General features: G+C 69.7%; 19 protein-coding genes and 1 pseudogene. 12 read left to right on the forward strand and 8 right to left on the reverse strand.

The genetic code is table 11. The features are described from left to right. Together Aple_RS27740 and Aple_RS27745 are read right to left on the reverse strand one after the other, a co-directional pair. A partial coding sequence (locus Aple_RS27740) for an SAM-dependent methyltransferase (RefSeq protein WP_246264822.1) occupies nt 1-757 on the reverse strand: 757 nt, incomplete at its 3' end. Nucleotides 758-835: 78 nt separating this feature from the next. After that, entirely contained in the window at nt 836-2,056 is a 1,221-nt protein-coding gene (locus Aple_RS27745) for an alpha/beta fold hydrolase (protein ID WP_174889886.1), read from the reverse strand. A 65-nt stretch (nt 2,057-2,121) separates the two neighbouring features. Between Aple_RS27745 and Aple_RS27750 the strand changes: the two genes are divergently transcribed. Together Aple_RS27750 and Aple_RS27755 are read left to right on the forward strand one after the other, a co-directional pair. Next, nucleotides 2,122-2,661 carry a hypothetical protein gene (locus Aple_RS27750; RefSeq protein ID WP_155347656.1) on the forward strand — a complete coding sequence of 180 codons (540 nt, stop codon included), beginning with the start codon at nt 2,122-2,124 and terminating at the stop codon, nt 2,659-2,661. Continuing rightward, a complete protein-coding gene (locus Aple_RS27755) occupies nt 2,658-3,002 on the forward strand; it encodes a hypothetical protein (RefSeq protein ID WP_155347657.1) in 345 nt (114 codons plus the stop codon). The genes Aple_RS27750 and Aple_RS27755 overlap by 4 nt, the downstream gene beginning before the upstream one ends. Here Aple_RS27755 and Aple_RS27760 read toward each other — a convergent pair. Next, nucleotides 2,999-4,429, reverse strand: a complete 1,431-nt coding sequence (locus tag Aple_RS27760) for a serine/threonine-protein kinase (protein ID WP_170321687.1) — start codon at nt 4,427-4,429, stop codon at nt 2,999-3,001. The two genes, Aple_RS27755 and Aple_RS27760, sit on opposite strands and share 4 nt — an antisense overlap. A 128-nt stretch (nt 4,430-4,557) precedes the next feature. Continuing rightward, nucleotides 4,558-4,857 carry a hypothetical protein gene (locus Aple_RS27765; RefSeq protein WP_155347659.1) on the reverse strand — a complete coding sequence of 100 codons (300 nt, stop codon included), beginning with the start codon at nt 4,855-4,857 and terminating at the stop codon, nt 4,558-4,560. A gap of 18 nt (nt 4,858-4,875) precedes the next feature. Here Aple_RS27765 and Aple_RS27770 point away from each other — a divergent pair, with 18 nt between their 5' ends. From Aple_RS27770 to Aple_RS27795, 7 genes and pseudogenes are all read left to right on the forward strand, one after another. Continuing rightward, nucleotides 4,876-5,373 (forward strand): hypothetical protein, encoded by a 498-nt coding sequence (locus tag Aple_RS27770; RefSeq protein WP_155347660.1) that lies wholly within the window; start codon nt 4,876-4,878, stop codon nt 5,371-5,373. 664 nt (nt 5,374-6,037) lie between these two features. Next, a complete protein-coding gene (locus Aple_RS53385) occupies nt 6,038-8,266 on the forward strand; it encodes a serine/threonine-protein kinase (protein WP_155347661.1) in 2,229 nt (742 codons plus the stop codon). A gap of 190 nt (nt 8,267-8,456) precedes the next feature. Further along, nucleotides 8,457-9,635, forward strand: a complete 1,179-nt coding sequence (locus Aple_RS27780) for a CHAP domain-containing protein (RefSeq protein ID WP_170321688.1) — start codon at nt 8,457-8,459, stop codon at nt 9,633-9,635. A 123-nt stretch (nt 9,636-9,758) separates the two neighbouring features. Next, nucleotides 9,759-11,498, forward strand: a complete 1,740-nt coding sequence (locus Aple_RS27785; RefSeq protein ID WP_281361621.1) for an LPXTG cell wall anchor domain-containing protein — start codon at nt 9,759-9,761, stop codon at nt 11,496-11,498. A 199-nt stretch (nt 11,499-11,697) separates the two neighbouring features. Beyond that, nucleotides 11,698-12,117, forward strand: a pseudogene (locus Aple_RS55670) (ATP-binding protein); the annotation flags it as partial. A 1,983-nt stretch (nt 12,118-14,100) separates the two neighbouring features. Next, on the forward strand, nt 14,101-14,316 hold the full coding sequence (locus tag Aple_RS55675) for a response regulator transcription factor (protein ID WP_281356342.1): 216 nt from the start codon (nt 14,101-14,103) through the stop codon (nt 14,314-14,316). A gap of 167 nt (nt 14,317-14,483) precedes the next feature. Beyond that, nucleotides 14,484-15,809: an alkyl sulfatase dimerization domain-containing protein gene (locus tag Aple_RS27795; protein ID WP_155347665.1), complete on the forward strand. Its 1,326-nt coding sequence runs from the start codon at nt 14,484-14,486 to the stop codon at nt 15,807-15,809. 12 nt (nt 15,810-15,821) lie between these two features. Here Aple_RS27795 and Aple_RS27800 read toward each other — a convergent pair whose 3' ends face one another. Next, nucleotides 15,822-16,664: a GNAT family N-acetyltransferase gene (locus Aple_RS27800; RefSeq protein ID WP_155347700.1), complete on the reverse strand. Its 843-nt coding sequence runs from the start codon at nt 16,662-16,664 to the stop codon at nt 15,822-15,824. A 39-nt stretch (nt 16,665-16,703) separates the two neighbouring features. Next, nucleotides 16,704-18,293 carry an alpha/beta hydrolase gene (locus Aple_RS27805; RefSeq protein WP_155347666.1) on the reverse strand — a complete coding sequence of 530 codons (1,590 nt, stop codon included), beginning with the start codon at nt 18,291-18,293 and terminating at the stop codon, nt 16,704-16,706. 437 nt (nt 18,294-18,730) lie between these two features. On the opposite strand from Aple_RS27805, the gene Aple_RS27810 reads away from it, so the two are divergent. Both Aple_RS27810 and Aple_RS27815 read left to right on the forward strand, forming a co-directional pair. Further along, the gene (locus Aple_RS27810) at nt 18,731-19,903 is read left to right on the forward strand and encodes a lytic polysaccharide monooxygenase (protein ID WP_155347667.1); all 1,173 of its coding nucleotides are present in this window, start codon (nt 18,731-18,733) and stop codon (nt 19,901-19,903) included. An 80-nt stretch (nt 19,904-19,983) separates the two neighbouring features. Further along, nucleotides 19,984-20,673 (forward strand): hypothetical protein, encoded by a 690-nt coding sequence (locus Aple_RS27815; RefSeq protein ID WP_155347668.1) that lies wholly within the window; start codon nt 19,984-19,986, stop codon nt 20,671-20,673. Here the strand turns inward: Aple_RS27815 and ispG are convergent. Continuing rightward, entirely contained in the window at nt 20,666-21,832 is a 1,167-nt protein-coding gene (gene ispG / locus Aple_RS27820) for a flavodoxin-dependent (E)-4-hydroxy-3-methylbut-2-enyl-diphosphate synthase (protein WP_155347669.1), read from the reverse strand. The genes Aple_RS27815 and ispG overlap by 8 nt on opposite strands. 106 nt (nt 21,833-21,938) lie before the next feature. Beyond that, a complete protein-coding gene (gene dxr, locus Aple_RS27825) occupies nt 21,939-23,111 on the reverse strand; it encodes a 1-deoxy-D-xylulose-5-phosphate reductoisomerase (RefSeq protein WP_246264823.1) in 1,173 nt (390 codons plus the stop codon). 286 nt (nt 23,112-23,397) lie between these two features. Between dxr and Aple_RS27830 the strand changes: the two genes are divergently transcribed. Beyond that, nucleotides 23,398-24,432, forward strand: coding sequence for a trypsin-like serine peptidase (locus Aple_RS27830; RefSeq protein WP_155347671.1), 1,035 nt, complete (start codon nt 23,398-23,400; stop codon nt 24,430-24,432). Nucleotides 24,433-24,464 lie beyond the last annotated feature (32 nt).

The raw sequence follows: 24,464 nt of genomic DNA on the forward strand, positions 1-24,464 counted from the left end.
GGCGGGGGGAGGCGGGGTCGGGGCGCCAGTCGTCGGTGGAGACTAGGCCGGGCTCTACGAGGGTGAAGCCGTCGAAGAAGCGGAGGATTTGGGCGTGGGAGCGGGGGCGTACGGCGCCGGCGGTGGTGCGGGTGTAGACGGCGGTGCCTTCGGCTAGCTGGGAATCGTCGAGGTCGCCGTAGGAGAGGTGGCTGAGGACGATGGCGCTGCCCGGGGCGAGGTGGTCGCGGAGGGCTTGCACGATGGTCTCGGCCAGGTCGTCTTCGGGGATGAAGTGGAGGACGGCCAGCAGGAGCACGCCGACGGGGCGGGTGAAGTCCAGGTGGGCGTTGACCCGGGGGTCCTTGAGGATGGCGAGGGGTTCGCGGAGGTCGCCGTCCAGGACGATGGTCTGCTGGTTGTCGGCGAGCAGGGCGCGGCCGTGGGTGAGCACGATGGGGTCGTTGTCGATGTAGACGACCCGGGAGTCGGGGGCGGCGCGGAGGGCGACCTGGTGCACGTTCTCCTGGGTGGGGAGGCCGGCGCCGATGTCGAGGAACTGGCGAATGCCGGTCTCGGTGAGGAAGTTGACGGCGCGGCTGAGGAAACGGCGGTTGGCCTGGACTCCCTCGCGGACGTTGGGGGTGAGTTCGATGATCTTCTCGGCCGCGGCCCGGTCGGAGGCGAAGTTGTCCTTGCCGCCGAGGAAGAAGTCGTACATCCGGGCGACGCTCGGGATGTTCGGGTCGATCCCTGTGGGCGCCTGCTCGAACTCCATCGATCCCCCAAGCCTGACCACGTACTTTGACGATCTTAATCTAGCCCAACGATATGAGTATTTATCGCCTTTCCGGGGTTATATCCGACCGGAAGCCATGTCCATGAGGCGGGCCAGAACCTGCCCGCCGGACACCCGTACGCCGTCGTGCTCCCACTCGTTGGTGACCCAGGTTCGCACGTTGCCCACCCGCCGCGCGGTCTCCAGGGAGAGCGCCGCGTCCACGTACATATCGTCGTGGTAGACGGCCGCGAAGACGGGGATCTCGTTGGCGGCCAGCCGGTCCTGATCGTAGAGGGAAGGCCAGGCGGCGCTGGTGGCGAGCTGGTCGGCGGCGGGTTTGAGGGGGCGGAGGGCGCGGATGTCGTCGAACATCCAGGGGTAGATCATCTCTCCGGTGAAGAGCAGCGGAGCGGCGTCGTCGGCGAGTTCGGGGGGCAGCAGGCGGGCGGCCGACCAGTTCGTGGCGGCGCCCTGGGCGTAGATGGATTCGTGCAGCACGGCGTAGAGCGGGTTGCCGGCGAAGCTGGTTTCGGTCATGACCTGATGCAGGAAATCGTCCGTAAGACCTTCGTCGATCAGCCAGTGCAGGCGCTGCGCGCCCTCGCCGGTGCCGAGCATCATGCCGAGGGTCTGGAAGCGGCGCACGGTGAGGCGGTCGCCGTCGGGGAGGCACACGTCGTGGGTGCGCAGCTGGTCGGCGATGGCCTCGATCTTTGCGGCGTCGGCGGGGAAGCGGGCCAGGTAGCGGCGGCATTTGTCCAGGACGCGGGGGTAGGTGCGCGCGTAGACGTCGTCGGCCGTCGCGTCCAGGCCGGGCAGGCCGCCGGTGATGTAGCAGGTGCGGAGCCCTTCGGGAGCCTGGGAGAGGTAGGTCAGCGTGAGGAAGCCGCCGTAGCTCTGGCCGAGGGTGTCCCAGGGCCGGTCGGTCAGCCGCCGCCTGATCAGTTCGGCGTCGGCGACGATCGCGTCGGCCCGGAAGTGGTGGAGCTCCCCGGCCAGGTCGGGGGTGCGGGCGGTGACCGGGGTACTGCGGCCGGTGCCGCGCTGGTCGAGCAGGAGCACGCGGTGGGTGCGCAGGGCGTGGCCGAGCCAGCCGTCCGCCGAGGTGGGGCGGGGGGACTTGCCGCCAGGGCCGCCCTGGAGGAACAGCAGCCACGGCAGGTCATCGCCACGCCGGGCCGGGTCGACCGCTTCGCGCGCGAACACCTCGATGGTCCGGCCGTCCGGGTCGGCGTGGTCCAGCGGAACGGTGAACGAATGGTCGCTGAGCGCCACACCCGGCAGCAGAACGGTCATTGCGCAAAGGTACCCGTTAGCGGAGTTCAACCCTCCCGTAAGGAGGACTGCCCACAATCGGGGACATGACGAACTCTCCCACCGTCTCCGGCCTGGTGAAGACCGCACTCGCCCTGACCGCGGTCAGCCTGGCCCTGATGGGTTGCGGCCCGGCCGCAACCTCCCCGAGCGCCGACGAAGCCGCCCCCGAAGTGGTCAGCGTCGCCACCCAGGAACCCGAAGAAGCAGCCACCGAACCCGCAACTGAACCCACTGAAACCACCGCGGAAACCACTGGGGACACCACCGGGGCCACCGTCCAGCCCGGCGGAACCCTCATCGACGGCAGCGTCGTCTCCGGCGAGCTCACCCGAGCCGGCCAGAAAGACGTCTACGTCATAGATCTGGGCGAAGCCCGCGAGTTCTACGTCGCCGACATGAACGGCTCCACCGACCTGCAGTTCCAGGCCTTCTCCGACGTCGAGACGAACCGGTCGGCCTGCCCAACCTCAGCCTGTCCTTCGGCACCTGGGTCTTCAAGCTCACCAAGGCCGGCACCCACCGCCTGGAGGTCTGGGGCAACAACAACACCATCGGCAAGTACGGCTTCCGCATCGCGACCGTGAAACCCCGCACGTTCCCCGTCACCATCGGCATGAAAATCGAAGAAGGCACCCCCGCCGGAGCCGGACGCCTGGACGTGCCCGGACGAATCGACCGTTTCGAGTTCGACTCGGACGGCGCGACGGCCATCAAGATCGTCGGTGGCACCGGCGCGTGCACGGCGATCGAACTGGAACTCGTGGACGCGGCCTACGCCGACATCGCCAACGCCCGCCAGCCGGTCCCGCTCTGCGGGGATTTCGACATGGCGCTCTCGAACGGCGACGGCAAGTACGCGCTGATCGTCCGGTCGAACTCGGCGAAGACAGGCCCGTACGCGTTCCAGCTGGTTCGCGGCGGTTAGGACGAGCGGCTGAGCTCCCCCCGGTACGTCAGGGAGCCGCCGCCTTCCTGCCCTTCGAAGACCAGCGTGTCCCCACCGGAGGACGTGAGCGTGATGTCCCCGCCGACGCATTGATCGACCTGCTCCATGGTGAGGTCGAGCGCGTTGCCCCGATTCCTAGTGACCCGCACCACTTGCCGGCACCCGTCCCGAACCACCGACCCCTCACGATCGCCCTCTCCCAGGGTGATCGTGAGGCCGTAGGTGTCCCTCCGGCTGTCCTGGGAGGTGACGTCCCCTTCCCACGAACCCGCGAACTCCGCGGACACCAGCACTCCCGTCTCATTCCCGGGCTGAGTCTCCGCAGAAGTCCCCGCAGAAGTCTCCGGCTCAGTGTCGGCCGCCTCACTGACGGTTGACTCCCGCGGCCCTGAGGGCTCAGAGGTGCCGGGTCCCTGGATGACCAGGAAACTCGCCACGGCGACGATCGCGACGACCGCCGCCCCACCCACGATCGCGGCCATCGCCCGCCGGGAGAATCGTGCCGGATGCCGATCGCTCGCCCCGAGCATGGCCGTAGGCGACGCCAGCGTCGGAGCCGTCACCCCACTAAATCGCGAAAAATCCGGTGCGACCAGGGTGGCCGATTCTCGCGTGGGGTCGACCAGGCGGATCATCAGTTCCTTCGCCGTCGGCCGATGCTCCGGGTCCTTCGCCAGGCAGGCCCGCAACACCGGCAGGAGGCTCTCCGGCACCCCCGCCAGCTCCGGCGGCGCGCTCAGAATGCGATGAAACACTGAAGCCACCGTGTCCTGCCCGAACGGCGCCCGCGCGGTCGCCGCGAACACCATCGTCGCCGCCCAGGCGAACACATCGGCCGCCGCCGACGCCGGCACCCCCCGCAACTGCTCCGGCGCCATGTACGGCGGCGTCCCCGTCAACTCAGAGGTAGCGGTCGCCCCATCAAGCGGCCGTGCGATCCCGAAATCCACCACCCGGGGCCCATCCGGCCCCAGCAGCACGTTCCCCGGCTTGAAATCCCGGTGCACGATCCCCGCCGCGTGGATGGCGGCGAGCGCGGAAGCCGTACCGACCGCGAGCCGGTCCAGATCGCCGTCCCGCAACGGACCACCGGTCTTGACGCGATCGTGCAGCGAGGGCCCGTCCACGAACTCGCTCACCACATACGGTTCCGGCCGGTCGAGTTCGGCGGCCAGCACCCGTGCGGTACAGAACGGCGCGACGCTGCGCGCGGACTCCAGTTCCCGGGCGAGCCGCCGCCGGGTCGCCGGATCAGTGCCACCCTTGAGAACCTTTATCGCGACTCGCTCCCCCGCGGCCGACCAGCCTTCGTACACAACGCCCTGCCCGCCCTCCCCCAACCGGGCGACGATCTCGAAGCCACCCAGCGTGCGCGGGTCGGTGCTCTCCAGCGGGCCTGCGGCCATTCGATCCTCCTGCGGGTCCTGGCCCGTATAAGGTACGCCGCGCGTGGGAACAGTCATGAACCTTGGCCCGAGGATCGAGACGAGCGTAGGTCAGATCCACCAACAGCGCGCGCGGAAAAGGCTGCCAGTCACAGGCTGAGCGTCTGCCCGGCCTCCACGGCCTCCTGGATACTGCTGGCCACCGTCCTCTCCAGCACGTCGGCCTGAGACGTCAGCTGTGCCAGGCCCTCGGTGTCGTCCGTATGCGCGAGCAAGGCCAGGTACTTGTCGTTGTTCCGCAGCGCCTCGCGTGCCCGCAGCGCGGCGTCCGCCTCCTGAACCCGGTAGGCGTACCTTTCCAGCCCTTCGACCCTGCTGGTCACGGAGTCGACCGAGCGCTGGAGAGCGGCTTGCTGGGGTTCGAGCACGGCGCTCAGTTCCGCCGTCACGACACCCTCACGGGCCCGATGTTGCTCGTACTGGAGGTGCGACTGCATGCGGAGCAATCTGGCGATCTCCCAGATCTGCTGCGGGAGGACCACATCGTTGGCCACTGCGTCGAGCAGGCCCGCACGCTTGACCTGCGAATCGCCGATAACGGCAGCGGCTCGCTCGGCCCGGGAAAGAAGCGCCTGCGATTCCCCTGTCAGCTGGTTGATCTCGACGAATCGGTCGCGGTAAGGGCCATGAAAGGCGTGCGGCCTGCCCTGAGCCAAGAGCCGGGGAATGAAGCCGTCAACGACGGCCAGGTGCTCATCAGCGGTCAGCGTGGGGTCCAGCACGAGGTGAACGGAGTTGCGCACATGCTCACGCTCTATTGCGAGTATGTAGTTGACCCCGCTAGGAATGCGCCGGAAGTATCCGGACTTGACCAGATAAATGACACCAGCCACGGCAAGACAGGTGACTACGACGAAAATGATGCGCGCGCCAGTAGCACCCGTCTGGTCCGCGATACCGGCTAACCCCACCACACCGAGCAAGATCAGTATTGCGGGGGCCCAACCTGCGTTGCCTTTGGCCACACGATCCCCCTGGAGCGAGATGCCGAACCGCAGGTGGACAGACTAGCCGCCTCCACACCGAAATTGCGATATCCGGAAAAAGCCATATGTGGACCGGCCGAACGCATTCCGGATACACGCCATGTTCAGTCATAGATTCTGGCCCGGGATCGAGCCAGCTCGCCGGGGTCGGTGGTGCCGAACCCGATGCCCTTCCATGCCCGGAATCTGGTTCTTTGTGGCGGTTTGCGCGAAGATCGTTACATGCCGCAGATGGACGCCGCTCGGCGGGCCTAGGCGCGGACCCGGCAATCGCGTGGGACATCCAGGCGGCGGGCGGCCCGCCGTCCGGGTTGAACGTGGTGCCGCGGTCGCGGTTCCGGGTGGGCACCTTCCGGATCGCGCGCAGGAACCTCAGCGATGTGTTCGTGCCGGCATACCCGACGTCGTGGGTGGTCGCCCGCTGGAGCTGCGGCGCGACCTGTTGAGCAGCCATACCCATTCGGTTTGCAGCGAATAGGTGACATTTCTGCTCCGGTGACAAGCTGGCGGACAGGTGAGACCTTCGTATGAGTACGCGGCGTTAGGTCTTCGCGCCGAGTGCCTGTTGGAGGGGGCGAATTCGGTGAGCGAGTGGACGGTTCCGGGGTATCGGGAGATACGTGAGTTAGGCGTCGGGGGCAGCGGGCGGGTCGTGCTGGCGACCTACGAGTCCACCGGCGCCTTCGTGGCGATCAAATACCTGAGCGAGCGGCTGCGCAACGACCCCGAGTTCCTGGCGGGCTTCCAGCGCGAGGCCCGGCTGATGGTCGAACTCCAGGACGCCCACATCGTCAAGCTCTACGAATACGTGCAGTCCCCCTATGGCGACGCCGCCATCGTGATGGAGCTCGTGGACGGCGTCCCGCTCCGCCGGATCCTCGCCGAACACGGCACCACCAGTCCGGAGGCGGCGCTGGTCGTGCTCAAGGGCTCCCTGCTCGGCCTGTCGACCGCGCACGCCCAGGGGGTCGTGCACCGCGACTACAAGCCGGAGAACGTGCTCATCCAGGCCGACGGCACCAGCAAGCTGGCCGACTTCGGGATCGCGGCGCACCGCGGGGAGCAGGGGGTTCCGTCGGGGACGCCGTCGTACATGGCGCCGGAGCAGTGGGCGAGCAACCCGGCCAGCCCGGCCACCGACGTGTACGCGGCCACGTGCGTGTTCTTCGAGTGCCTGACCGGGCGCAAGCCGTACCGGGCGGATCACCTGGCGGGGATCCGGCACGCGCATCAGCATGCGCCGATCCCGACCATGGAGGTGCCGTCCTCGGTGCGCGCCCTGGTCGGGCGGGGGATGGCGAAGAACCCGATGGACCGCCCGCCGACCGCGCGGGCCTTCGTGGCCGATCTGGAGGAGGCGGCGGTCGCGGCGTACGGCTCCGACTGGGAGGAGCGCGGGCGGCGGCACCTGGCCGAGCTGGCGACCCTGCTGGCGCTGCTGTTCCCGCTGGCGCGCCCGGCGTCGGCGCCGGAGGTGGGCACCTCGCTGGCGCGGACCGTGCTGTCGGATCGGCTCGGGCATTTCGCGCCGCGGTTCGCGATCGGCGGGTCGCTGGTGGCGGCCGTGGTGATCGCGGTGCTGGTCGCCTCGAACGGGGCGACGCCCGTCTCGGAGGGCACGACGCTCCGCCCGCCGGCGCAGAGCGAGTCGCCTGAGCCGGTCGCGCCGACGGTGGAGCCGACCGAGGAGTCCACGGAGCCGACGGAGCCGACCGGCGAGGCGGTGACGGATCCGACCGATGAGGCCAGCGAAACCCCGGTCGCGCAGCCGCCGGTGATCGACCCGCCGATCGTCACGCCCACGGTGACCGCGACGGCCACCGTCACACCCGCTCCGCTGAAGGTGACCGGGCTGGCGGTCTCGTCGTTCGACGGGCAGTCGGCCTCGCTGCGGGTGCGCACGTCGGCCAACCGACCGGTGTCGCTGCGCGTGGTGTTCGCAGAAGGGCCTGACACCGATCATCTGGTGGCGCGTCCCGCGCAGGTGATTCCGCTGGCGGGGGCCACCACGTACACACCGGTGGTGCAGGACGCCTTCACCGCGCCCGCCTGCGGGAAGACCTCGTATCGCAGGATCACCATAGCCACCACGCCGAAGGCGGGGCCGGTCAGCAAGACGACGCCGATCAAGGGCCCGGCGTGCCCGCCCCCCGCCGTGCAGAGCGTGACGATCGCCAGCTGGGACGGCACGACCGCGGGCGTCGAGGTCAAGACCGACGGCCCGGGCCCGGCGAAGGTGACGACGGTGTTCGCCCGGGACGGCAAGCCGGCGCAGACGAAGTCGACGAACATCTCCGGCAAGACCACCTACCCGCTGAGCGTCAAGGGGGACCTGGGCGAGGTGGCCTGCGAGAAGGTGGCCGTCTTCAGCGTCACGGTCACCACAGAACCGGCCGCCGCGAACGGCCCGCAGACCAAGCAGGTGCGGGTGCCGGGGCCGCAGTGCGCGCCGCCGGCCGTGCGGATCACGTCGTGGAACGGCCGGACGGCCAGTGTGCAGGTGACGTCCGGCTCGACCGCTCCGGTCAAGCTGACCGTGTCCATCGTGCAGCACCTCCGGTACGGCGAGCGGGACCTGGAGTTCAAGGACGCGCAAAGCGCCACGCTGGAAGGCGACACGCAGTACGCCAAGGAGTTCTCGGCCTCCTTCAAGCAGCCGCAGTGCGGTTTCACCGACGAGCGAGTGATCACGGTCAGCGCCTCCCCGGGCGGCGCCACCGCGACCTCCACGTCCAGGGTCGTGGGCCCGGCCTGCCCGGATCCGGAATCCGAGGAATCACCCAGCCAGGGGACCGACGGACCCATCCTCTAAGGATCTCCGTCCGGCACTGAGGGAGGCACCGGCGACGCCGTGCCTCCTATTCCTGTTTGTTCATGTTTGGGTAAAGTGCGTTGACTCTATGCATAGATGTCACTGAATATCCCTTTTGCGAGGGATCTCCCCCTTCGTGACTCATGTCCCCGAAGGGAACGGGAGGCCCCCCACTCTCATGAGCCCCGAAATGGCGAAGTTGATCGCCCTGCTGCGGCAGGAGATCGGATACACCGAACGACCGAATGGGCACACGAAGTTCGGCAAGTGGTACAACAACGTCGAACAGGATGCCGACTACTCCACGCAGGCATGGTGCGACATGTTCCTGTCGTGGGGCGCGCACAAACTCGGATACCAGGAGTGGTTCGGGCAGTTCGCCTGGACCGTCGGGCACGCCCGCTGGTTCCGCGAGCAGGGCGCCTGGGGTGACAAGCCGGCGCCGGGCGCGGTCGTCTTCTACGACTGGGACGGCTCGGGCAGCCTCGACGGCATCGACCACATCGGCCTGGTCACGGCGGTGGAAGGCAGAGAGATCACCACCATCGAAGGCAACGTGGACGGCAGCCGCGTCCGCGAGAAGTCGCGGGACCAGAGCAATGTCGTCGGGTACGGCTACCCGGACAAGATCAAAGAACGACTGCAACCGACCCAGGCCAAACCGGACTCCGAGCCCGAAGCCGTCAAACCGCCCGAGGTCATCTCCGGGGACGCGCCCGAAGACACCTCTCAAGACCCGGCCGCCAAGGTGGCCACACGGGAGGCGCGCCCGAACTCCCACGACCACCGCGACCAGCGGAACCACCAGGGCCAGCAGAACCACCAGGGCGAGCGGGACCACCAGGGCCAGCAGAACCAGCAAGACCAGCAGAACCAGCAAGGCCAGCAGGACCGCACCGCCGAACGGCCCGCGCCGGAGAAGCACGCGAACAAGAGGACGCCCGAGAAACCACCCGCCAAGACCGCACACCCGAAATCCCAGCAGAACAACGAGGGGATCGCGGGACACCTGGCCACATTCCCCGTCTCGGCCGTCCAGCACATCCCCGCGAGCGGCATCGAGGCCCTCAACGCCCAAGCCCTGATCGCCCCCCTCCTGCTCGCGATCATCGCCTTCGGCTACGCCAGAACCCGCAGGACCCGCCTCAACGCGGTCGCCGCCGCCGAACCCCCCAGCTGGTTCGACCCCGCCGAAACAACAGCGGAGCTGCCCAGATACCCCGCCCCACCCCAACCCCAATACCGCGGCAAACGCCGCAAGCCTGAAGCGTCCGACATCTACCGGAGCGGCGCCCTCCCCGACGCCCTCAAAGCCACCTGGGCCGAGCACTCCGACGAACCGGCCCGCGGCCGCCACCGCAAGCGCTGAACGACGGCCCTCCGAAGATCGAACTTCTCCTGATCGCCACGGTACGGCTCTTCGACTTGACACCTGAGCCGTTGTTACGCTCCGTAGTCGTGCGAGTGTGCACCGAGATCGGGGGATTTCTAGATGATCAATACTCGGAGGGGTCGGCGTTCATTTTTGCCGGTATTGCTGGGGTGCTTGCTCGTAGGGCTGGCCGTCGGCCTGGTGCTACCGGCGTCAGCGTCCCGCGAGGCGCAGTTGACGGTACGAGTCACTGACAACCGGACATACGTGGCGCCATCCGCCACCGTGAGCTTCACGGTTACCGTGATCAACGAAGGAGGCGAGAAAGCCAAGGCGATCGACACCCGGCTTGAACTGGGCGCTGGACTGATTGTCTCGTCGGCCTCGGACGGCGGCTCCGCCGGCGGCGGCTCGGCGAGCTGGCCCAAGTTCTCGCTCGCCGGTGGGGCGGAGCGGGTCTTCCAGGTGGTCGCCCGGGTGCCGGACCAGGCCACCGCGGGCTTCCGCTACGAGTCCAGGGCCATGGCCACCGCCCAGGGCACCATCGCCGACGCGACCGACGAGACCTTCGTGGGCGCGCCCCAGCTGGCGGTGAGCCAGACCGACCGCGTGCAGGAGGCGGTGCGCGGCGAAACCCTCACCTACACCATCACGGTGAGCAACCCGGGCACGCTGGCGCTCGGCCAGGTCCACCTGGTGGAGTCGGCGGGCAGCGGGCTCCAGTTCGAGTCCGCCACCCGGGGCGGCGCCTGGAACGAGACCCACCGCCAGGTGAGCTGGCCGGGCTTCGAGCTGCCGGCGGGCGCGGAGGAGAAGTTCATCATGACCGCCAAGGTGCCGGCCGACGCGAAATCCGGCCAGGTGCTGCGCACCACGGCCAGCGTGACCGCGGTCGGCCTGAGCGATCAGGCCGTGGACGAGACGCTGGTGACCGTGGCCACCGGCTTGGCGCTGAGCAAGAGCGACGACCGCGCCGACGCCAAGCCCGGCGAGGAGCTCACCTACACCATCACGGTGCGCAACACCGGCGAGGTGAACGAGCCTTCGGTCGCGCTGGTGGACCGGTTCGGCGAGCGGCTGGAGTTCGTCTCCGTGTCAGGCGACGGCACGTACGCCGACCGCGAGGTGCGCTGGCCCGAGTTCCCAGTCAAGGCCGGGGAGCGCCGGGTGTTCTCGGTGGTGGCCCGGGTGCTCAAGAAGGGCGAACGCGATCTGGTGCGGAACGAGGTGATCGCCACCACGCCCAACGGCCGCCGGAGCAGCGCCGAGGACACCACGGTGATCATCACGCCGCCCCCGCCTCCGCCGCCGCCGAAGCCCACCCCCACCCCGAAGCCCGGACCCCCGGCGCTGAAGATCGCCATCGAGGATGACGAGGACATCGACCAGGCGCCGCCGAAGGTGCGGGTGCAAGTGAAGGAGGACACGCCGACCGAGATCAACTGGTGCGACGACCAGGGGAGGCCCGTAGCTCAGGCGGGCCTCGGCACGGATGAGGGACAACCCGTCAAGGGTGAACCCTGCGTGCCCCGCGAGCATCCGGTCCACATCCCAGACCAAATCGACCACCCCATCCCGGTGGATCGTGTCGACCATCCCGGCCGTGGCGATCACTTCGACCGCCCGGACCACTTCGACCACCCGGACCGCTTCGACCACCCGGACCATGGCGACGACTTCGACCAGCCCGACCACGGTCCCACCTGCTGCGACACCGGTCCCAGCTGCTGCGACACGGCCGGGCCCCTGCTGCCGCAGACCGGCACGATCATGATCCCCGTCCTTGGCGCGGGCGTGATCCTGCTCACCCTGGGCGGCGTCATCCTGCTGATCACCCGCCGCCGCCGGCGCAACATCTAGAGGCCGCGACGGCACTACCGCGACGAGCTCCCGGCGACCCCGGGAGCTCTTCGTTTTGGACCCTGGTCACCATCGCTCCGGCCATTTACGATTCCTAGGCCCGCTGGGTGAACGTTCAACCGGATCACGGCGTCACTTCTGTGGCACACGTGAAAGGGGGTGACGTCAGGTCGACAGGGTCACCAGTCGTGCCCGGCTCGTCGGCGAGCTGGAGTCGGCCCTCCGCGACACGCCGAAGACCGTCCTCATCGTCGGTGCGGCCGGCCTCGGCAAGACCCATCTGCTCGGCGAGCTGACCGCCAGGGCGACGGGTTTCCGCGTGCTGCGCGGCCGCGCCCGCGAGCTCGACGAAGGTCTCGCGTACGCGCCGCTGGTGGACGCGATCGAGTCGCTGGGCCGCGACAAACGTTCCCAGACCGGCCTGTGGGAGCTCTACGACGCGATCGACCGCGCCGCGCTCGGCCACCCCGCCAACCAGACCCCCGGCCACCCGGTGGCCGCCCCCGCCGTCCTGGCCGCCCAGCTGCTGGAGTCGCTGCCGGGCCGCACCCTGCTGGCCATCGACGACATCCACCACGCCGACGCCGACACGCTCCGCCTGCTCGCGGCCCTCCCCCGCAGCGCCCCCAGCCTGGCCATCCTGTGTACGGCCCGGCACGTCCCGGCCCTCGACGTGGACCAGACCGTGCGGCTGGAGCCGCTCACCCGCCAGGAGGTCAGCGCGCTGATCACCAGCCTCCTGGACCGCACCCCCAGCGACAACATGATCGACCGGGTGCACAACGAGAGCGGCGGCAACCCCTGGTTCGTCCGGGAGTCGGTGCTGGCCCTGGTGCAGGGCGGCGCGGTCCGCTCCCCCGACCCGGACGCCCGGCGCGGCGCGATCCTGTCCCGGGTCTTCCAGCGCGACCGGCCCGGCCGCGACCTGGCCCGGGTGCTGGCCACGCTGGGCCGTACCCGCGACACCACCGCGATCGACACGCCCGGCACCCTCGAAGCCGTGGCCGAGCTGGCCGGTCTGGACGCCCGGGCGGGGGAACGCGCCCTGATCGGCCTGGTCCGCGACGGCGTGCTCGTCTACACCGGCGACGGGTACGCCTTCGCCCACCCGCTGGTCGCCGAGGCACTCTACGACGACCTGAACGCGGGCGAGCGCCGCCGCCTGCACGCGCGCATCGCCGAACTGCTGCACCGCCAGGGCCTGACCGGCGCCCGCCGGGTGCTGGAGTGGGCCACCCACCTGGCCGAGGGCGGCCCGCCCGCCGCCGCGCTGGCCGCGATACTGCGCGCCGCCGAGCTGACCCGGTGGACCGCGCCGCTGTCGGCCGCGCACTGGTACGGCCGGGCCGCCGAAGTCGCCGACGACGCCGGCCAGCGCGGCGACCTGCTGGCCCGCCAGTCAATGTCCTTCTGGAAGGGCTCCCGCCCCGCGCTGGCGCTCAACTCCGGGCAGCGGGCGCTGGCGCTGCTGCCCGCGGGGCGGCGGCGCACCAGGACCTCCTACACGGTGGTGGGCGCGGCGCACGCGATGGGCTGGTACGACGTGGCCCTGACCATCGCCGCCCAGCAGATCCCGCGCGCCGACGACCCGACCGCGCTGCTCGCCCAGCGCGCCCTGCTGCTGGCCGAACTCGGCCGCCCGCTCGGCGATCATGTCAAGCAGGCCTGGGACGGCCTGGCCGGCTGCCCGCCGGAGGACCGGATCATCACCGCGGGCTGCCTGGCCCTGCGCGCCCTGCTGGACGGCGACTGGACCGAAGCGGAGCGAGCCGTCGACGAGCTGCTCGGGTTCGCCGCCGCGCTCCCGCCGGGGGCCCGGCTGGCGGCGCTGGAATCGGCCGCCCACGTGACGAGCACCGCCGGGCTGCGGGCCCGCTCGACCGCCCTACTCGAGCAGGCCGAGCAGATCCACCGCGGCCTGGGCTGGCATGACATCGCCGGGCAGAACGTCCGGGTGCAGGCGCTGATCCGGCGGCTGGCCGGGGAGTGGGACCGGGCGCTCGCCGACATCCAGGCCGGCGCCGGGCCGCTGGCGGAGGCCGGGCTGCTGGAGAACCACGGCCTGCTGCGCAACATCGAGCTGGACATCCTGCTCGACCAGGGGCGATACGAGGAGGCCGCGACCGTCCTGGACGATCCGCCGCCGGTGTGCGCCACCCATGCCGGGCTGCGGCACACCATGCGCGCCCGGCTGGCGCTCGGCCTGGGGGACCTGGCGGCGGCCCGCGGCTGGGCGGACCGGGCGCTGGCGGCCGGGATCGCCGACGTGGCCCATCGCGCGCTGGCCGTGCGGGTGCTGATCCACGCCGCCGCCGGGGATCGTGAGAGCGGGCGGCTGGCCGCGGCCCGGCTGGACGAGGAGAGCGCCAACGGCACGCCCCGGGCCAGGATGGCCGCCGACCTGGCCATGGGCTGGGCGTTCGAGGACACCGACAGGGCCGGGGCCGCGCTGGAGCGGGCCAGAGCCGACGGGCTGCCGTTCGAGGAGGCCAGAGCCCGCCTCGTGCTGGGCACGATCGGCGACCACGCCCAGCTGACCCGCGCGCACACCGCCTTCAACGCGCTCGGCGCGATCCCGTGGCGGGACCGCGCCGCCCGCCTGATGCGCGGCGCCGGCCTGGCCCCCGCCGGAGCACTGACTCCGACCGAGCGGCGGGTGATCGAGCTGGTGGCGGGCGGCCTGAGCAACCCCCAGATCGCCGACGAACTGCACTACAGCCGCAAGACCGTCGAGGTCTACCTGACCCGGGTGTACGCCAAAACCGGCTTCAAATCCCGGGTCGAACTCGCGCTGGCAGTCGAACGCGGCGAGCTGTGACATGGCCGCGCCTCCGGCACGGCGGGCTCGGCCGCCTTCAGCCTGCGTCTTCCCTCGTCACTCCGGCCGCTCCGCGACCTGCGTTCCTCAGTCCAGACACAGGCGCGGCCGAGCTGTAGGGATCTCCCTACTGGGCCCGGCGGGCAGCCGGGCGACAGGATTCTCGCATGGGGATCCTGGAGTATGCGGACAAGGTGTGGCGGGGCTCGGTGCAGGCCTACGAAGTGCCGCTCGCCGAGTTACGCGCCAGTGGCGCCCAGGAGGTCGCCGAGGGCGTGGCCATGTGGCCCGCGTTCGGCAACGTGTACGCCATCCGGGGGGAAGCCGGTCTAGCGCTTTTCGACACAGGTAACGCGATGGACGCCCCGGCCATGCACCGGGCCGTGCGTTCCTGGTCGACCGAGCCGGTCCGGTACGCGATTTTCTCGCACGGACACTTCGACCATGTGGGGGGAATGGAGTGTTTCGACGAGGAGGAGGGCTCCCGGCCAGTCGTCGTCGCACACGAGGGGGTAGCGACCAGGTTCGCCCGATATGCCAGGACCGCCGGGTACAACTCGGTGATCAATCAGCGGCAGTTCGGGTTCGCCCAGATGCACTGGCCGGCCACTCATCGCGTACCGGACCTGACTTACCAGGAGCGGCTGACCCTCTCGCTCGGTGACGTCACCTTCGAGCTGCGCCACGCGCGCGGCGAGACCGATGACGCCACCTGGGCGTTCGTTCCTGAGCACGGCATCCTGCTGACCGGCGACCTGTTCGTCTGGGTGACGCCCAGCGCCGGGAACCCGCAGCGGGTGCAGCGGTACCCCGACGAGTGGGCGGTGGCGCTGCGCACGATGGCGACCCTGGACGCGGAGCTGCTGCTGCCCGGCCACGGCCTGCCCATCTCCGGCTCCATCCGGGTCCGCCGCGCCCTGGTCGACACGGCCGACTACCTGGACAGCCTGGTCGAGCAGACCCTCGACCTGATGAACGCGGGCGCTCGCCTCGACGAGATCCTGCACACCGTCAAACCACCCCTGGAGCTCTCGCAGCGGCCCTACCTGCAGCCGTACTACGACGAGCCCGAGTTCATCGTGCGTAACATCTGGCGGCTTCACGGGGGCTGGCACGATGGCAACCCGGCCAACCTGAAACCCGCGCCAGACGCGGTTTTCGCCCGCGCCATCGCCGAACTCTCGGCGGGCGCGGGCACGGTGGCCGGGCGGGCGGTGGTCGCGGCGGCGGAGGGTGATCTCCGGCTCGCCTGCCAGCTCGCCGAACTGGCGGTCCAGGCCGAGCCGGACGACCACAAGATCCACGAAATCCGGGCCCGCGTCTACGCCCTCCGCGTCCAGGAGGAGCCCGGCGCGATGGCCCGCGGCGTCTACGCCTGGGCCGCCGCCGAATCCCGCAGCAAGGTCACCGGCAGCGACCTCCTCGACGTCTACCACGAGGTCACCGACGGCCGCATGTGGTGGATCCCCGCCGGCACCGCCGACCGGAACTGATCGGCGAAGCGGTCAGAAAAGGACTGAGGTGAAGGTGTCGACCTCGCGGAAGCCGACCTTCTTGTAGGCGGCGCGGGCCGGGAGGTTGTAGTCGTTGACGTAGAGGGTGACGATCGGGGCGAAGTATTTGAGGGCCTGTTCGACGACGGTGGCCATGCCGGTGGCGGCGTGGCCGCGGCCCCGGTAGAGGGGGTCGACCCAGACGCCCTGGATCTGGCAGGCCTGGGGGGTCACGGCGCCGATCTCGGCTTTGAAGATGACCTGGCCGTCCTCGATGTGGGCGTAGGAGCGGCCGATCCTGATGAGTTCGGCGACGCGGGAGCGGTAGAGGGCGCCGCCGTCGCCGTTGTCGGGGGAGACGCCGACCTCCTCGGTGAACATGGCGACGCAGGCGGGGAGCAGGGTGCCGAACTCCTCGGGGCGGACGCGGCGGACCTCGGGGTCGGGAGCGACCAGAGGGGCCGAGGAGGTGGCCATCACGGGCTGGGCCCAGCGGATGGCTCTGGCCCGGCCCCAATGGGGTTCCAGGCGCTCCCAGAGCAGCTCCACCGCGGCCGACGGGCCGACGATGGAGGAGCAGCGGCGGCCCTGCTTGCGGGCGCGGTCGGCGAAGGCGTGCACGGCCTCGCGGCCGACGTTGACCGGGACCAGGTTGGCCCCGGCGTAACACAGGGAGATCAGCCCGCCGCGCGGGCCGAATCCCCACATCTGACCGCCGAGCCGGGTGGGGTTGAGACCGACGGCTCTGACCCGTGAGGCGACGAAGACGTTGGCGACCGGATCGGAATCGAGGAGCCCCAGCACCTCATCTCGATCGTTGTCGTCCAGCACGCGCGACGCCGAAGTGCGCAGCATCACGGGGCCAAGCCTACGCGACGACCTCGATTTTGGTAGTCACCCCGGAATCTGGGAGATATCCCCCAAGAGGATGCTCGCCAGCGACCCCCTCCCGCTCGACGCCTCCGCCGTCATCGGGGTCAGCGGCCGGGGCGCCGGCTGCGACGGGCAGGTCAGATCGGCCACCCGGCCCGCCTGCCGCCGCGGCGCCAGCACCCCTTCCCGCAGATAGGTGATGACCTGCCGGTCGACACAGGCGTTGCCGCTGAGCGCGACCCCGTGGTTGCCCCCGGGTTCGGCCACCAGCCGCGCGGTCGGGAACGCCGCCCGCATGCTCAAGGCCCCCTCGTACGGCGTGGCCGCGTCCCGTTCCGCCTGGAGGAGCAGCATCGGCGGCAGATCCTTCGTCCCGACCTTGACCGGTTTCACGCCCCGCTCGGGCCAGAACACGCAGGGCGCGTTGTAGACGGTGTTGGGCCAGGCCATGAAGGGCGCCTTGGCGTGCACCCGGGCGGCGTCGGCATGCCATTGGGCCCAGGTTTTGGGCCAGGCCGCGTCCCGGCACTGCACGCCCAGATACACCGCGTAGCCGTTCTCGTCGGCGACGTCGTTCTCCGCGTGCTTGTGGTAGGACTCGATCAGGCCGGTCGTGTCGCCGGAGCGGACGTATTCGGAGAAGATTCGGCCCAGCTGCGGCCAGACGGTGTTGGTGTAGCCGCCCACCATGAAGATGTCGTCGAGCTCGCTGGGGCCGACGATCCCCCCGGCCGGGTGGGTCCGCAGCCGCTGGCGCATCGCATACCAGGCGAACTCGACGGCCCTGAGGTTGTCGCCGATCCGGTAGACGGAATGGTTGGCGGCCACCCAGGACAGGAAGTCGCGGTGCCGCCGGTCGAAGGCGTAGTTCTGGGCGATGTTCGCCTGATACCAGACCTCCTCCGGGTCCACCACGCTGTCCAGCACCATGCGCCGCACGCGCTGCGGGAACAGGGTGGCGTAGACGGCGCCGAGATAGGTGCCATACGAGTAGCCCAGGTAGCTGATCTTCTCCTCGCCCAGGGCCTGGCGGATCACGTCCAGGTCGCGGGCGGTGTTCTCGGTGGTGAGATACGGCAGGAACCAGGACCACCGGTTGGCGCAGCCCGTGGCGAACTCCTCGGCGCGCCCGAGCAGCGCGCTCTCCTCGGCGTGGTTCTGCGGCACGCTGTCGGCGCGCGGCGCCGCGTAGTAACGCTTGATGTCCACGCAGCTGAGCGCGGGCTTGCTGGCCCCGACCCCGCGCGGGTCGAAGCCGATCACGTCGTAGCGGGCGGCCAGGTCCTTCGGCAGCTTGGTGGCGACATACGCCGCCAGAGCGGTTCCGGACGCGCCGGGGCCGCCCGGGTTCACCAGCAGGACCCCCAGATGGTTGCCGTCCCTGGGAGCCGACCCCTTGATCCGGTTCACCGCGATCGTGATCTGCTGCCCGTACGGCTCCGCGGGGTCGAGCGGCACGCGGACCGAACCGCATTCAGCCCGGCTGGCGCCCCCGCAGGCCACCCAGGCGATCGACTGCGGGCGGGCCGACGCGCCCCCGGGCCCAAGGCCCACGACCAGTCCGGTGCAAAGCACCGCAACCCCCGATACCGCCCCGACGACTCGCCTCACGCCAACTACTCCTCTGCTCAGACGGTATAGATCAGCTTCCCCTCCGTAACGGCTCGGCTACCATACGCACCCCATGATCGCTATCACTGTGTAGTCATAATGTTGCTCTGTGTAATCACATTCACCGTGTCCGAGATTCCCTAAGTGATGAATGTTTCAACGGGTTCACCAGCCAATATTCCCGTTGGGGGCGATCTTCGCGGGGGTGTCTGCGCACGTGATCCGGGGGCCGCGCCACACCCCCGCCGGTCCTCGCGTGTCCGGTTTAGGCGGCCCGCAGACCGCCGTCCTGTACGCCCCAGAAAATCACCCGCACCATCAAGGCACTGCAGGGGAGTCGGCGTCGCGGCCGGGGCCCGCAGCGAAGCCAGACGCCCGCTTTCTCAGGCTGGACTACGGCCACCCCCGCTCTTCCCGGGCTGGCCGGAAGGGAACTCATGGTGAACTCGACAGGCAACGTGGCTCCGCGAGCCACGCTGGATCAAGGAAAGAGAATCAGGAGACGTCTGACCGTTTGGGCCGCCGCACTGCTCCTGGCGCTCGGGACTGGCCTCGTGGTCACCCCCACCCAGGCGACGGCGCACGGCGTCAACATGTTCCCCGGCGCTCGTACGTTCCTGTGCTGGCAGGACGGGCTCCGCGAGAACGGGCAGATCCAGGCGTACAACCCGGCATGCGGCCAGGCCATCGCGGCCAACGGAACCACCCCGCTGTACAACTGGTTCGCCGTGCTCCGCTCCGACGCGGGCGGCCGGACCACCGGCTTCATTCCGGACGGTCAGATCTGCAGCGGCGGCAGCGGTGGCCCGTACAACTTCTCCGGCTACAACGCCGCCAGGACCGACTGGCCGACGACGCACCTGACCTCGGGCGCCAGCTACCAGTTCCGGTACAGCAACTGGGCGGCCCACCCGGGCACCTTCCACCTGTACATCACCCGGAACGGCTGGAACGCGAGCGGGCCGCTGAACTGGTCCGACCTGGAGTCGTTCGCCAGCGTCACCAACCCGCCGCAGAGCGGCGGCCCCGGCGCCCTGAACTACTACTTCTGGAACCAGCAGCTGCCCTCGGGCAAGAGCGGCCGGCACATCATCTACATCCAGTGGGTGCGCTCGGACAGCCAGGAGAACTTCTTCAGCTGCTCCGACGTCGTCTTCGACGGCGGCACCGGCCAGGTCACCGGCGTCGGCCCGAACCAGAGCTCGCCGTCCAACCCCGGCAGCCCCAACCCGGGCAGCCCCTCGCCGGGCAGCCCGTCGCCCGGTAGCCCCTCGCCGAACAGCCCGTCCCCGGGCAACGGCGCGTGCACCGCGACCTACACCAACAACGCGATCAACTGGCCTGGACACTTCCAGGGCACGGTGACCGTGCGCAACAACAGCTCGACGACCCCGCTCAACGGGTGGACCGTGCGCTGGACCTTCAGCGGCGGCCAGACGTTCGAAGGCGCGCCGTGGAACGGCACGGTGATCTCGAACCCGCCCAATGTCGGAGTCCGCAATGCCGCCTACAACGGCAATGTCTCGGCCAACGGGACAACCTCGTTCGGCTTCAACGGCGCGGGTAACGCGCCCAGCCCGGTTCCGACGCTGACCTGCACCAGCCCGTAACCGGATACGTCCTGGGGCCCGGCGCGCCGCGCCGGGCCCCTTCCGGCTGACATCCCGCCGCCCAGGTCAGGAGGACCCCGATGCTCGACACCCCGGCATCCGAGCAGGTCAGCGAGGACCGCTCAGCACAGGACAGCGCACCGAGCGCCTCCCGCGAGCGCGTGCTGTGGACGGTCGGAGCCACGCTCCTGGTCCTGGTGATGGTCGCCCTGTTCCTGCGCGGCGTGAGCTCCTCCTCCGGCCCGGGCGGCCGCTCAGCCGACGGCCTGCCGCAGCAGCGGCCCTCCCCCGTGTACGCCCTCTCCGACGCGTTGCGCGCGCAGCTCGCCGTCGAGGTGACCACGATCCTGGAGAAGTCCTCCCCCGCCCAGCACCACGCCCACGGCCACGACTTCGGCGACGAATACGAGAAGCAGCGGCTCCGGGTGGTCTGCGCGGTCGATCCCTTCGGCGTCGAACCGGTCACCGCCACCACCCGCGAGGAAGTAAAGACCGTCTACGCCCAGCACATGTGCGCGATCGACGAATTGGGAGACCCCTGGGCCAAGTCGATCCGCGTCGCCGGACCGCTCGCGGTGACCCTCGACAAGAAAGAGCCCGTCATCAAGCTCCCTCTGTCCGGCGAAGGCTACCCCGAGCACGTCCGCGAGCTGATCCCGCCCTACTTCCTGGAATCCGCCTTCAGCAACTACTTCGACCCAGAAGCCCTGGAGAAGGCCCGCGAACGCTTCGAGAACGGGCAGAAACCGCCGCCGGTCGCGATCAGCTGACCACGACCTGCGGACCGGGGGCGTCGTCATCGTCCAGGTCCACGTCGACGCCCATCTCCTCGGCGAGGCGGAGGGCCTCTTCGATCAGGGTTTCGACGATCTGGGATTCCGGGACGGTCTTGATGACCTGGCCCTTGACGAAGATCTGGCCCTTGCCGTTGCCGGAGGCGACGCCCAGGTCGGCCTCGCGGGCTTCGCCGGGGCCGTTCACGACGCAGCCCATGACGGCCACCCGGAGGGGAACCTTGAGGCCGTCGAGACCGGCGTGCACCTGCTCGGCCAGCGTGTAGACGTCCACCTGGGCGCGGCCGCAGGACGGGCAGGAGACGATCTCCAGGCCGCGTTCACGCAGGTTGAGCGATTCCAGGATCTGGATGCCGACCTTGATCTCCTCGACGGGCGGCGCGGACAGCGAGACCCGGATGGTGTCCCCGATGCCGTCGGCGAGCAGCGAGCCGAAGGCCACCGCGGACTTGATCGTCCCTTGGAAGGCCGGACCCGCCTCGGTCACGCCCAGGTGCAGCGGGTAGTCGCACTGCTCGGCCAGCAGCCGGTACGCCTTGATCATGACCACCGGGTCGTTGTGCTTGACCGAGATCTTGATGTCCCGGAAATCGTGCTCCTCGAACAATGAGCACTCCCACAGCGCCGACTCGACCAGCGCCTCCGGGGTGGCCTTGCCGTACTTCTGGAGCAGCCGGGGGTCGAGCGAACCCGCGTTGACGCCGATCCGGATGGGCACGCCGTGATCCTTGGCCGCCCGCGCGATCTCGCCCACCTTGTCGTCGAATTTCTTGATATTCCCGGGATTGACCCGGACGGCCGCGCACCCCGCCTCGATGGCGGCGAAGACGTACTTGGGCTGGAAGTGAATGTCCGCGATCACCGGGATCTGCGACTTCCTAGCGATCATCGGCAGCGCGTCCGCGTCGTCCTGGGACGGCACCGCGACCCGGACGATCTGGCAACCGGCCGCCGTCAGCTCCGCGATCTGCTGCAGGGTCGCGTTCACGTCCGAGGTCAGCGTGGTGGTCATGGACTGCACGGAAACCGGGGCGTCCCCACCCACCGGCACCGAGCCGACCTGGATCTTCCGCGACACCCGCCGCGTGGCGATCGGCTTCATCGGAATGGACGGAATCCCGAGATCAACAGACATTTCAGCACCTTGCGCTCATGGCCATGTTCCCCGACAGCCCAAGTCTAGGCAGTGCCCGGAACACGCCAACCCACGCGCTCACCAGTCACTCCAGCTTCATCTGGCGTTACGCGGTGAGTTCCCTGGCCCGGGCGCGCGCCCACTCGTCCGCGCCGAGCACCTCGTCCAGCGATTCCGCCTGGCCGGGGATGTGCTCGCCGACCACCCGGGCGACCGTGTCCACGATGCCGAGGAACGGCAGGGCGCCCTTGAGGAAGGCGTCCACGCAGACCTCGTTGGCGGCGTTGTAGACGGCGGGGGCCGTGCCGCCCTGCTCGCCGACGTAGCGGGCCAGGGCCACGGAGGGGAAGGCCCGGTCGTCGAGGGGTTCGAAGGTCCAGGTGTGCGCCCGGGTCCAGTCGACCGGCGCGGACACCTCAGGGAGCCGGTCGGGATGGCCGAGGGCCAGGGCGATCGGCAGGCGCATGTCGGGCGGGCTGGCCTGGGCGACGGTCGAGCCGTCCACGAACTCGACCATGGAGTGGATCATCGACTGCGGGTGCACGACCACCTCGATGCGGTCGAACGGGATGTCGAACAGCAGGTGCGCCTCGATCACCTCCAGGCCCTTGTTGACCAGGGTGGCCGAGTTGATGGTGATCACCGGCCCCATCGACCAGGTGGGGTGGTTCAGCGCCATCTCCGGGGTGACGCCGTCCAGGTCCGCCCGGGTCCGCCCGCGGAACGGGCCGCCGCTGGCGGTCACCACCAGCCGCCGCACCACCCGGAGATCGGTTCCGGACGGCCCGGACGCCCACAGGCACTGGGCGAGCGCGGAGTGCTCGGAGTCCACCGGGAGCAGCTGGCCGGGCTTGGCCAGCCGCTTGACCAGCGGCCCGCCGATGATCAGTGACTCCTTGTTGGCCAGCGCCAGCACCCGCCCGGCCTCCAGCGCGGCCAGCGTGGAGGTCAGCCCGAGCGCCCCGGTGATCCCGTTGAGCACGACGTCGCACGGCCACGCGGCCACCTCGGCGACCCCTTCCGGCCCGGCCAGCACGACCGGCTCGGCCCCGCGCGCGGCCAGCGCCCGTTTCAGTTCCGGTACGGCACGCGGATCGGCCACCGCCACCGCCGCGACCCCGAACTCGGCCGCCTGCCGGGCCAGCAGATCCACCCGCCCGCCCCCGGCGGCCAGCGCGGCCACCTCGAATCGGTTGCGGGCGATGACATCGAGCGCCTGAGTGCCGATCGAGCCGGTCGAGCCGAGCAGGACGACCGACCGCGGCGTTTCGGAATCCACCCGCCCATTGTCATGCACGCACCCGGAACCCCAACACGGCTGGGCCGCGCCTGTGTCTGGACTGAGGAACGCAGGTCGCGAAGCGGCCGGAGAGACGAGGGAAGACACAGGCTCCCAGAGCGGCCGAGCCCGCCGATCCGGAGGATCGGCCATAAGCACTGAGGTCTGGGAGAAATCAGTTCATCTGTGTCCGAGTCCCGCCATATCCGTATCTGCATACGAAGAGAAATAGCGCTACAACGCTCGCTAATTTCGCGCGTCAGGACATCCATCACGGAGGTACGCAATGCACCGCTCGGCGCGTCGCCACTTCGCCCGCCTGGCTCCTCTTCTCACCCTGCCCGCCCTCGCCGTTGCGCTGCTACCCGCCCCCGCCCACAGCGCTACGGCCGCGCCCAAGCCGATCACCTACGACGCCGCCGACACCAAGACGGAGCAGCGCTCGGTGGCCAACTACTGGACCGCAGCCCGGATGGCGGCGGCCAAGCCGCTGGACGCGCCCGCCGAGTCCGCCAGCCGGTTCGTCAGCTCCGCCCTGTTAGACGTGCCCGACGGCAAGCCCATCAGCATCAAGCCCACGCTGACCCTCACGGCGGCGGAGACCACGGCCGCCTCCCCGCGCAGCGACGGCGAGCCGTGGACCTCGGAGGGCGCGATCACCGACACGGTCGGCCGGATCTTCTTCACCGTCACCTCGGGCTCCAGCGCCGGCCGCAACGCCTCCTGCTCCGGCAACGCCGTGACCAGCGCCAACCGGAGCGTGGTGATCACCGCCGGGCACTGCGTGAAGATCGGCGGCTCGTTCCACAGCAACTGGGTCTTCGTGCCCGGCTACGACCAGGGCAACCGCCCGCACGGCACCTGGGTGGCCACCAGCCTGCTCACCACCCCGCAGTGGAACTCCCGCGAGGACATGAACTTCGACCTGGGCGCCGCCGTGGTCGCCCCCCTCGACGGGCGGCTGCTCACCGAGGCGGTCGGCGGGCAGGGCATCGCGTTCAACCAGAGCCGGGGGCGGCAGATGTACGCCTTCGGGTATCCGGCGGCTTCGCCGTACAACGGGTCGAGGTTGATCTACTGCAGCGGGCGGGCCTTCGACGACTTCCTGATGTCGGAAGATGTCGGGCTCAACTGTGACATGACCGGCGGGTCCAGCGGCGGGCCCTGGTTCATCAACTTCAATGAGAGCACCGGGCTCGGGCTGCTCAACTCGGTGAACAGCTTCAAGTACAACTTCGCGAACTACTGGATGTTCGGGCCCTACTTCGGGGGCGAGGCGCAGGCCCTCTACAACGCCGCGCAGCGCACCTCTCTCACATGATTTACCTAAAGTAGCCACTGGAACACGTTTCG

Source organism: Acrocarpospora pleiomorpha (genome assembly GCF_009687885.1).
Taxonomy (GTDB): domain Bacteria; phylum Actinomycetota; class Actinomycetes; order Streptosporangiales; family Streptosporangiaceae; genus Acrocarpospora; species Acrocarpospora pleiomorpha.